This window comes from Streptomyces sp. NPDC058221, from assembly GCF_042882365.1.
Lineage (GTDB): Bacteria > Actinomycetota > Actinomycetes > Streptomycetales > Streptomycetaceae > Streptomyces.
In genome coordinates this window covers 1-9,833 of the sequence record NZ_JBHVWF010000215.1, presented here as the reverse complement: position 1 = coordinate 9,833, position 9,833 = coordinate 1, and the positions used below count along the sequence as shown (strand labels likewise).

Genomic DNA, 9,833 nt, shown 5'->3' with positions numbered 1-9,833 from the left:
GCCGCCGCCGCCCCAGTTCGCCCGACCGGGCGGGCGTCAGACCTGCACCTGACGCCGGATCACCTTGCCGGTCGCGTTGCGCGGCAGCTCGTCGGTGGTCAGCCGCCACTGCTTGGGCACCTTGAAGTACGACAGCTGGTCAGCGGTGTGTGTCCGCAGCGCCTCGACGGTGACGGTCGAGCCCGCCACGAGCACCACGACCGCAGCCACCTCCTGGCCGAGGTCGGGATCCGGCACACCCATGACCAGGCACTCACGGACATCCGGGTGCTCGGCGAGCACCGTCTCGATCTCGGCCGGGTAGACGTTCTCGCCGCCGCGGATGATCAGATCCGAGCGGCGGCTGCTGAGATGGAGCCGGCCCTCGCGCAGCTCTCCCAGGTCCCCGGTGCGCAGCCAGCGGTCTGCGTCGATGGCCGCGGCGGTGGCCTCGGGATCGCGCCAGTAGCCCAGCATGTTGAACTGGCTGCGGACCCAGACCTCGCCCTCCTCGCCCTCGCCGAGCAACTGGCCCGCGGGGTCCCGGATCTCCAGCCGTACGCCGGTGACGGGCCGGCCGAGAGTACCGGGAGCGGCGGCCAGCTCCTGCGGGTTCGCCGCGGCGACGCCCGTGCAGGTCTCGGTCAGCCCGTAGCTGTCCACCAGAGAGTCCCTGGCGAACGGCAGGCTCTGCCGCAGCCGCTCCTTGAACGCGGTCGACGACGGTGCGGAGGCCAGCGAGAACGCCGTCAGAGAGGACGTGTCGTACCGGTCGGCCCCGCCGTGCTCGAGCATCCGGTTGGCCATGGTGGGCACCGCGCCCCAGTTGGTGACGCGCTCCCGCTCGACCATCCCCAGCACGGCGTCCACGTCGAACGAGCCCTGATGCAGCGCGATCCGGCTGCCGGTGGCGAGCCGCGGCACCGCCAGGTTGTGCAGGCTCGCGATGTGGAACAGCGGCAGTGTCAGCAGGTAGACGCGGTCCTGCGACCGCAGCGGGTCGCCGAACTCCTGGAGCAGCGCGTCGTTCAGGCGGTGGTACTCGACGACCGCCAGCAGATTGCGATGCGTGTGCACCGCTCCCTTCGGCCGGCCCGAGGTGCCCGAGGTGTAGAGGATGACCGCCGGATCGTCCTCGGCGACATCGGCGGACGGCAGCGGCGCATCCGGATGGGCATCGGCGAGGCGGGTGATGTCGTCCTCCATGGACAGCACCGGAACCGTGCAGCCGGACAGTTTCGACGACCGCTTGGCATCGGCCACCACGAGGGCCGGCTCCGCGTTGCCGATGCCGTGTGCCATCTCGCGCGGCGACCACCAGGCGTTGAAACCGACCGCCACCGCACCGATGGACACGGTGGCCCAGAACGTGATGATCCACTCGGGGGAGTTGGCGGCGGCGATGGCCACCCGGTCACCCTTGGCGATGCCGTACCGCTCACGCAGCACCTGGGCCAGGGACGCGACCTGCGCCGCGTGCCGGGCGAAGGTGATCCGGCGGTCCGACGTGACGATGAAGTCGCGGTCGGCGTGGGCGACGGAAGCGTGCAGCACCTCGTGGAGGGCCCGCTGCCGGTGGGTGAACACCGGGAGCCGGGTGCCCAGCACATCGTCGTCGGCGAGCTCGAACCGGCCGTCCGGGCCGGTGAGCGCGGCCGCCTGGGCTAGGGCGGCGGCGCGGTGATCCGTTTCGCTGGGCATCGGGGGACTCCTGGGCGTCGTGAACTCCACTGGGATCGCGTTCTACGCCAGTGTCTTCAGTAGGGGCCGCTCGCCTCCTGGCTGATTCCGGTCACTGGGACACCGTGGCACGGGCGGTACAGGGAGGGAACACGGCTGCACGACCCTCGTGAACGGCGCCCCGGCAGGCTCCCGCTGAGTGGGATGCGTCACGTCGGCCGGATTTCGCCGGCCATAGCGTCCCCCCACCGATCCACCCCGGGGCGCCGGCCCTCCGGCGCTTCCCGCACGTGGTCCTCCCGCTTACGGGCATCGGCATTTCCGGCTTCGGGCTCCGGACGACTGGAGGAAGAAATGAAGCGAGCACCACGGGTGAGAGCCCGATCCGCGGCCGTCCTGGCCACTGCGCCGATGCTCAGCCACGCCTGCGCCTCAACCGATGACGGCGGCAGCGGCACAGCGGGCAGGGCCGAACGGGGCCGCTACACGTTCGGCAGCGTCGGCAAGCAGCCCGAGGGCGGCAAGCCGGCCCGCGGCGGCACCCTGCGCTTCGCTGACTACGGGGAGGACCGCAGCCTCAGTCCCGCCGTCATCTGCGCGACGGGCGCCTCCGGCGGTTCGGCGCTCGCCGCCGGCCACGACGCAGGGCCTTTCACACGGGGTTCCCACGCCCCGCGGGAGGAGATGGTCCTCAAGGCGAACAAGGACGACTGGAAGGGCGCGCCCCACCTCGGCGCGCTGCGGTTCACCTGGCCGCAGTCGGACCGCTCGACGCTCGCCGCGCCGAATGACGGCAGCGCCGACGTGACGTGCATGCGCAGCCCCGATGTCGTCGACGACGCCGTGGGATCAGCAAGTGACCTGCCTGCTCCTGCCTGATCCGGACGCCAGCCCCCGGCTCCCGTCCGGCTGCCCCCTGGCCACCGCCCGGTGCTCCGAGGAGGAGCCCCCGCTCAGGGACGTCCGTCCCGGACACCGGGCCGCCTGTCATCACGTCGAACCGAGGAGTGACCACGCGTGACCACCACCGAGACACCCGATGTCCTGGCCCCCGCCCAACTGGGTCCCGTCAAGCTCCGAAACCGCGTGATCAAGGCCGCGACCTACGAGGGGCTCAGCCACAACTCCCTGGTGACCAAGGACCTCGTCGACTTCCACGTCGGCTACGCCCGGGGCGGGGTCGGCATGACGACCGTCGCCTACTGCGCCGTCGCGAAGGAGGGCCGGACCGACCGGCACCAGGTCTACTGGACCGACGAGGCCATGCCGGGGCTGCGCGTCCTCACCGAAGCCGTGCACGCCGAAGGCGCCGCCGTCTCCGCACAGATCGGCCATGGCGGACCCGTCGCCAACCCCAAGGGCAACGGCGCCCCGGCTCTCTCCCCGTCCAGGCACTTCCACGCCACCACCACCAGCTGGGCCCAGGAGGCATCGGTCGCGGACATCCGGCGCATCACCGAAGCCCATGCCGAGGCCGCGCGCCGCGCCGTCCGAGCCGGCTTCGACGCCGTCGAGGTCCACCTGGGCCACAACTACCTGGCCAGTTCCTTCCTCAGCCCCAAGATCAACCACCGCACCGACGCGTACGGCGGCAGCCTCGAGAACCGGGCCAGGTTCGCCCGGGAGATCATGCGGGCCGTCCACGACGCGGTCGGCGGCAGGACCGCCGTCCTCGCCAAGATGAACATGGATGACGGAGTCCCCGGCGGCTTCTGGCTCGACGAGGCCATCCCCGTCGCGCAGTGGCTCGAACAGGACGGCACCGTCGACGCCCTGGAGATGACCGCGGGCAGCTCGCTCCTCAACCCGATGTACCTCTTCAAGGGCGACGCCCCGCTCAAGGACTTCGCCGCGATCATGCCGCAGCCGATCAAGCTCGGGGTGAAGCTGATCGGCAAGCGACTCCTGCACAGCTACCCCTACCGTGACGCCTACCTCCTGGAGGACGCCCGGCAGATCCGTGCCGCGGTGAAGCTCCCGATGATTTTGCTCGGCGGCATCACGGACAAGCCGGCCATGGACCTCGCGATGCGGGAGGGCTTCGAGTACGTGGCGATGGCCCGCGCCCTGCTGCGCGAGCCCGACCTCATCAACCGCGTGCGGGACGACGCCACCACCCCGTCCCTGTGCATCCACTGCAACAAGTGCATGCCCACCAACTTCACCGGCACCCGCTGCGTCCTGGTCGACCGGGGCACCACCCGACGTGAGACCTGGGGCAAGCCCGACGGATACGTGGCATGAGGGGCCCCGACGCCGTCGCCACGGCCGCCGCTGTCAGGAACGGCGAGACCGACGCCCGCGCCGTCACCGAGCAGGCGATCGCCCGGATCGAGGAGCTCGACCCGGACCTCGGCGCGGTGACCCACACCCGGTTCGACGCGGCACGCGCCGAGGTCGCGGCGGGCCTGCCCGACGGTCCGCTGAACGGCGTCCCCATCCTCGTCAAGGATCTGGGCACCGACGTCGCGGGCCTGCCCGCGACGGGCGGCAGCCGGCTCTTCGCCGACGCGACCGCCCGCCACGACAGCGAACTGGTGGCCCGCTACCGGCGTGCCGGCGCCGTCGTCCTCGGCACCACCAACACCCCCGAACTGGGTCTCAACGCCTCCACCGAACCGGCCCTCTTCGGCCCCACCCGCAACCCGTGGAACACCGCCCGCTCGCCGGGCGGCTCCAGCGGCGGCTCGGCGGCCGCCGTGGCGGCCGGGATGGTGCCGGTCGCGCACGCCAGCGACGGCGGCGGCTCCATCCGCATCCCGGCGGCCGCCTGCGGACTGTTCGGCCTCAAACCGAGCCGGGGACGCGTCTCGCCGGCGCCCCGCCCCACCACTCTCTCGGGCCTCGTCTCCGGACACCACGCCCTCACCACCACCGTCCGGGACAGCGCCCTGTTCCTCGATGTCGCGGCCGGCCCCCTGCCCGGTGACGCCTACGCCGCACCGGCCCCGGCCGCCCCCTTCGCCGAACTGGCCCGCCGCGCCCCCGGACGGCTGCGGATCGGACTGCTCACCGAACTGCCCGGCGGCCCCGACGTGCACCCGGACTGCGAGGCGGCGGTACGGGCTGCGGCCCGGCTCTGCGAAGAGCTCGGCCACGAGGTCACCGGGACCACGGCCCGCTACCGGCCCGACGACGTCGGCCGCACCTCCGGCGTCCTGATGGGCGCCGACGTCGTCGCCCAGATCGACGCTCGCCTCGCGTGGCTCGGCAGGCCCCTGGCCGACGACGACATCGAGCCCTCCACCCGCGTCGTCTACGACACCTACCGGGCCCTCGCCGCGGCCGACGTCAGCCGCGCGCTGCGCCGGGCGCAGGAGATCGGCTGGGAGGTGGGTGCTGCGTTCGACCGGTTCGACGTACTGCTCTCCCCGACCCTCGCGCAGCCCACCCCGCTGCTCGGCACCCTCGACACCTCGGCACCGGAGTCGATCTACCGCTACGGCTCCGTCTACTCCGCCTTCACCAGCGTGTACAACGTGACCGGGATGCCGGCCATGTCCGTCCCCTTCGGCCACGACGGCGAAGGGCTGCCGCTCGGTGTCCAGTTCGCCGCACCTCTCGGCGGCGAGGGAGTGCTGTTCGCCCTGGCGGCGCAGCTGGAGCGGGAAGCGCCCTGGGGCGGCCCACCCGCTGTGTGACGGCAGGTGGCATGAGGAAGGGCCTCCCGTTAGCTCGCGGTTGGCGAAGCCAGGGCGACGGGGGCCCTTGTTGTGTGGCTGTCGCGCCGGCCCGACGCGACAGCCTGGCCACCGGAGCCGACGAGAGCCTTCAATCCACAGGTGCGCTCCGGAGCCACCCGCCGCCGGCTGACGTCACCACGGGTCCGAGGAGGTCCGGGTCCTGTCGGCCTCACCCCGTGTGCCGTGGCCGGCCGGAGCATCGGTGAGGAGCTCGGCGACGGCCCGGGCGGAGGCAGTGGAGGCGCCGTGCGTGCAGACGTGCGCGTCCCCGGGGAGAGGGCCCGGCAGGCCCATCTCGACCACGAGGGCGTCCGGGCGGGCGCGGAGGAGTTCCGACGACGCGCGGCGCATCCACGCGTGACGCCCGGCGTCCCGTACGACGACGACCAGGGGGCGTCCGGTGGCGGGGCCGAGCAGGGTGCCGGGCAGGGGGACGTCTGCCTGGAGGTCTTCCTCCTGGAGGCGGACCGCGGTGGTGCCGGGTGTGCGGGCGCGCAGCGGCCCGGCCACCCCCCACGGGGTCTCCTTGCCGATGGCCAGGTTGGTGCGGGGTGCCAGTTCGATGACGTGCGCGGCGGCGGTCAGGGGGAGCAGCGCACGTGCCGCCTCGGTGACGCGGATCGCGCGGCGGGCGGCGTCGAGGCCGACCGACGGCTCGGGTACGCCCGTGACACCCTCGCGAAGCGAGGTCGACCAGCTCGCGAACTCGGCCACACGCCGTGCCGCGTCGGCGAGGCGTTCGTGGGTCAGGTCACCGCCGAGGACGGCCTTGACGAGAGCGTCGGCGAGTCGCGAGGTGATGCTCTCGTCGGCGTTCTCGCCGCCGACGCAGATGGCGTCGGCCCCCGCCGCGACGGCGCGGACCGCCGCCCCCTCGATGCCGTACCGGTCAGCCACCGCGCCCATCTCGATGGCGTCGGTGACGATGAGTCCGTCGAAGCCGAGTTCCTCGCGGAGCAGGGTGGTGAGGATGCGCGAGCTGAGCGTGGCGGGGTGGTGCGGGTCGAGAGCCGGTACGAGGAGGTGCCCGCTCATCACCGCGCGCACCCCTGCCTCGACCGATGCCCGGAACGGGGGCAGCGCCTGGCGGGCGATCTCCCGCGCCGAGGCGTCGTAGACGGGCAGACCGTGGTGGGAGTCGACCGCCACGTCCCCGTGGCCGGGGAAGTGCTTGGCGCAGGCGGCGACGCCGGCGCTCTGGAGCCCACGGATCCACGCGGAGGTGTGCCGGGCCACGACGTCGGGCTCGGCGCCGAAGGAGCGTACGCCGATGATCGGATTGTCGGGGTTCACGTTGACATCCGCACTCGGCGCGTAGTCGAGGCTCACGCCGGCCGCGCGCAGGGCGTGGCCGAGGTCCTGGGCGACGGCATGGGTCGTCGCGGTCTCGTCCAGGAAGCCGAGGGCGTGGTTGCCCGGGCGGCTGGAGCCGGTGCGGGACTCGATCCGCGTGACGTCGCCCGACTCCTCGTCAATGGCGACGACGAGTTCGCGGTTCTCCGCACGCAGACGGGCAGTGAGAGCGGCCACCTGCTCCGGGCTCTCGATGTTGCGGGAGAAGAGAACCACGGATCTGAGGCCGTCCTGAATGGCGGCGAGGATCCAGTCGGGCGCGGTGGTGCCGACGAAGCCCGGCTGGAGGACGCCGAGCGCGAGGCGGCGCAGCTCCTTCTCGTTTTCCATGGGGTGCCCTTCGCGTGGAACATGCCGAACCGCCGGCGGGCGAGGGGGAGTCACCCGCCCCGTCCGCTGGTCTGGACCATTGACCCAACGCGCTGCGGGGGTGGCCTGTCAAGTGGTCTGGACCTTGCTTGACCGATAGTTCACGGACCTGTCATCCCTTCAAGCAGGAAGGGGGTCAAAAGTACTGGCCAGTAGCGTTTTTGATGTGACGTCAGTGGCGGATGAGGCATTGACAGACTTCGTTGGTCTAGTCCAGCTTGGAAGGGCGAAGGGCGCCACGCCGAGCTGAGCGCCCCCGGTCTCCCCCCACCACTCGCAACCGTGTTCGTCATGCGCTCGTGCCCGTGCGCCCCGCCGGGGCGCCTGGCCCGCACGACGGTCCGCATCCCCTGCTCAAGAGCCCTGGAGTTCCCTCTTGCCCACGGCCGACCCCTATCTGCACCGTGCCGCGACCGCACGCCCCTACTTCAGCGCGGACGGCGAGACCTACCTCGCCGCCACGCCCCTGCGCGAACTGCGCAAGACGCGGCCCCTGCGCGTTCTCAGCGAAGAGCAGTTCGCCTTATGGCAGACCTACGGCTACGTCGTGGTCAAGCAGGCCGTTCCCCGCGAGGACGCGCAGCATCTGCTCGACGCCGCCTGGGAGTTCCAGGCACTCGATCCCGAACGACCCGAGACCTGGTATGACGAGCGCGAGTACCGCTCCGAACTGGACCAGGAACTGCACATCTACGGATTCGTCGAGGCGTACCACCACCGCCTCATGTGGCAGAACAGACAGCGTCGGCGCATCTACGAAGCCTTCGCCGACGTCTGGGACTGCGACGAGCTGTGGGTCACCCTGGACCGGCTGAACCTCAACCCGCCGAACATCAAGACCCGCGACCGCGCCCTGATCGAGTTCCGTCCGACCGGCTTCGACATAGACCTGCACTGGGATGTGGACAGCACGCGGGGCATCCCGCCCCAGCGTGTCCAGGGCATCCTCGCCCTCAACGACACGGTGCCCGAGCAGGGCGGCTTCCAGTGCTGCCCGGAGCTCTTCCGCCGGTTCGACCGCTGGAAGGCGGACCAGCCCGCCGACCGCGACCCCATCCGTCCGGCCGTCGACCGTTCCGAGATGCCCGTCGTGCGTCCGGAGCTCGAAGCAGGCGATCTGCTCATCTTCAACGGGCACCTGGCCCACGGCGTCGCGGCCAATCTCTCCGCCACCGGCGCCCGGGCGGTGCAGTACCTGTCGATGATGCCCGCTCTGGAGAGCCACGAGGAGCTGCGGCGCTCGCGCGTGGAGTCGTGGCGTGACCTGAGCACCCCGACGTGGAACGGCACCCTCCTCGGCGACGCGGTGCGCCCGGAGGCCGAGCGCTACGCGCGCCCGGACCTCGACGAGCTGGGAGAGCGCCTGCTCGGCCTGCGGTCCTGGCGGGAGGCGGACACGAAGGAGGCACGCCCGTGCGCAGCATCTGCCTGACTCTTCCGACGGACCGGGAGTGCGCGACGACGCTCCGGCTCCTGGCCGAGGAGGCCGCCTACGCGGTCACGCACTTCGACGTCGAGGTCCATCTGCTCGTCCTCGACTCCAGCGCTCCGGCGACGCGCGCCACGCATGTCGAGACCCTGCGACAGCTCGTACCCGTGCCCCGCGTGACCGCCCACTATTTCGACGAAGCAGCACAACGCGACTTCCTGAGCCGCACGATCGCCCGGACGGACAGTCCCAAGGCCGAGCTGCTGCTGGATCTGATGCTCCCTGCGGCACTCTCCTACGGGGCGTGCACCAACCGGGCCTTCCTCCTCGGTCACGCTCTCGGCTGCGAGTCCGTCCACCGCAGGGACTCCGACAGCCGCTACCAGGAGCGCGACGGCGAGAAGATCTTCCCGATCCATCACGAGCTGCGGGCACTCGGAGCGCGTGCCGGCGATCTGGCCGGCCGCGTCGACGCCCATGACCTCACCCCGGACGAGTCCGCGCGCACCGTCTCCATGGTGGGCGCGTCCTTCATCGGCGAACCGTCGGTCGACATCGAGGAGATCGCAGCCCTCGATCCCGAGGCGTACTTCGACGTGGTCAGCCTGTGGGCGCCGCCCGATGCCACGGAGGACGACAGACGAGCACTGGTCGCCGAGTCCTTCCGCGGCGCAGGCCAAGCCGCCTTCGACGGTGACCACTCGCTGCTGGCCCGGGTGGACCCGATGCGGGTGGACATGTGCAACATCGCCTTCCACGGCGTACACGCCCGCGTTCCGCTGCCCCCGGCAACCGACACCATCGGCAGTGACTACTTCCTCATCCACCTGGTCCACAGCGCGGGGCTCCCCGGCCTCCTGCACAACCGGCACATCGTCAACTACCACACCGGGGAACGCCGCACGGACGCCGGATTCATCGCGTACCAGACCCGCTTCGTGAGGTTCCTTCTTTCCATGGCGCACCTTCACCCCGCCTATGCGGCGCTCGACGAGGCGGGCCCCGGTCTGCTTCTCGGCGACGGCACCGTCGACGCACAGCGGGTGGCCGGCATCGTGCGGCGGGCAGCGGCGACCGATCCGGCCGAGAATCTCGCCCGTCTCGACCGTGTCGACGATGCCTACCGCCGGCTCGGCGGCCGTTACGCGGCCTTCGCCGAGCGTCTGCGCCCCCTGCGGGAACAGCTGCCGGCCGAAGCCCGGGCGGACATGGAGGACTTCGCCCTGCTCATCGAGGCGTGGGCCCCCCCCGGGGGATGGGCGGGGGCCCCCCGGGCGCCCCCGCGGAGTGGCGCCGGGGGGGGCGCCAGAAAAGGAAACAGCAACCCCCCCCCGGGGGCC

General features: G+C 71.7%; 7 protein-coding genes. 5 read left to right on the top strand and 2 right to left on the bottom strand.

The window, feature by feature from the left end; genetic code table 11:
* Positions 1-36: 36 nt before the first annotated feature.
* Entirely contained in the window at positions 37-1,680 is a 1,644-nt protein-coding gene (locus ACFVW8_RS36520; protein WP_389697876.1) for a class I adenylate-forming enzyme family protein, read from the bottom strand.
* A gap of 333 nt (positions 1,681-2,013) precedes the next feature.
* Here ACFVW8_RS36520 and ACFVW8_RS36515 point away from each other — a divergent pair, with 333 nt between their 5' ends.
* The 3 genes from ACFVW8_RS36515 to ACFVW8_RS36505 all read left to right on the top strand — a co-directional run bounded on the left by ACFVW8_RS36515 (position 2,014) and on the right by ACFVW8_RS36505 (position 5,300).
* On the top strand, positions 2,014-2,538 hold the full coding sequence (locus tag ACFVW8_RS36515; protein WP_389697874.1) for a hypothetical protein: 525 nt from the start codon (positions 2,014-2,016) through the stop codon (positions 2,536-2,538).
* 138 nt (positions 2,539-2,676) lie between these two features.
* On the top strand, positions 2,677-3,903 hold the full coding sequence (locus ACFVW8_RS36510; protein WP_389697872.1) for an NADH:flavin oxidoreductase: 1,227 nt from the start codon (positions 2,677-2,679) through the stop codon (positions 3,901-3,903).
* Positions 3,900-5,300, top strand: coding sequence for an amidase (locus ACFVW8_RS36505; RefSeq protein WP_389697870.1), 1,401 nt, complete (start codon positions 3,900-3,902; stop codon positions 5,298-5,300). The genes ACFVW8_RS36510 and ACFVW8_RS36505 overlap by 4 nt, the downstream gene beginning before the upstream one ends.
* Before the next feature lie 174 nt (positions 5,301-5,474).
* Here ACFVW8_RS36505 and ACFVW8_RS36500 read toward each other — a convergent pair whose 3' ends face one another.
* Positions 5,475-7,025: a glycoside hydrolase family 3 protein gene (locus ACFVW8_RS36500; RefSeq protein WP_389697868.1), complete on the bottom strand. Its 1,551-nt coding sequence runs from the start codon at positions 7,023-7,025 to the stop codon at positions 5,475-5,477.
* Positions 7,026-7,440: 415 nt separating this feature from the next.
* On the opposite strand from ACFVW8_RS36500, the gene ACFVW8_RS36495 reads away from it, so the two are divergent.
* Both ACFVW8_RS36495 and ACFVW8_RS36490 read left to right on the top strand, forming a co-directional pair.
* Complete coding sequence (locus ACFVW8_RS36495; RefSeq protein ID WP_389697866.1) at positions 7,441-8,496, top strand: phytanoyl-CoA dioxygenase family protein; 1,056 nt, start codon at positions 7,441-7,443, stop codon at positions 8,494-8,496.
* Positions 8,478-9,833 (top strand): DUF6271 family protein (locus ACFVW8_RS36490; RefSeq protein ID WP_389697863.1); only part of this gene is annotated, 1,356 nt, incomplete at its 3' end. The genes ACFVW8_RS36495 and ACFVW8_RS36490, both read left to right, overlap by 19 nt.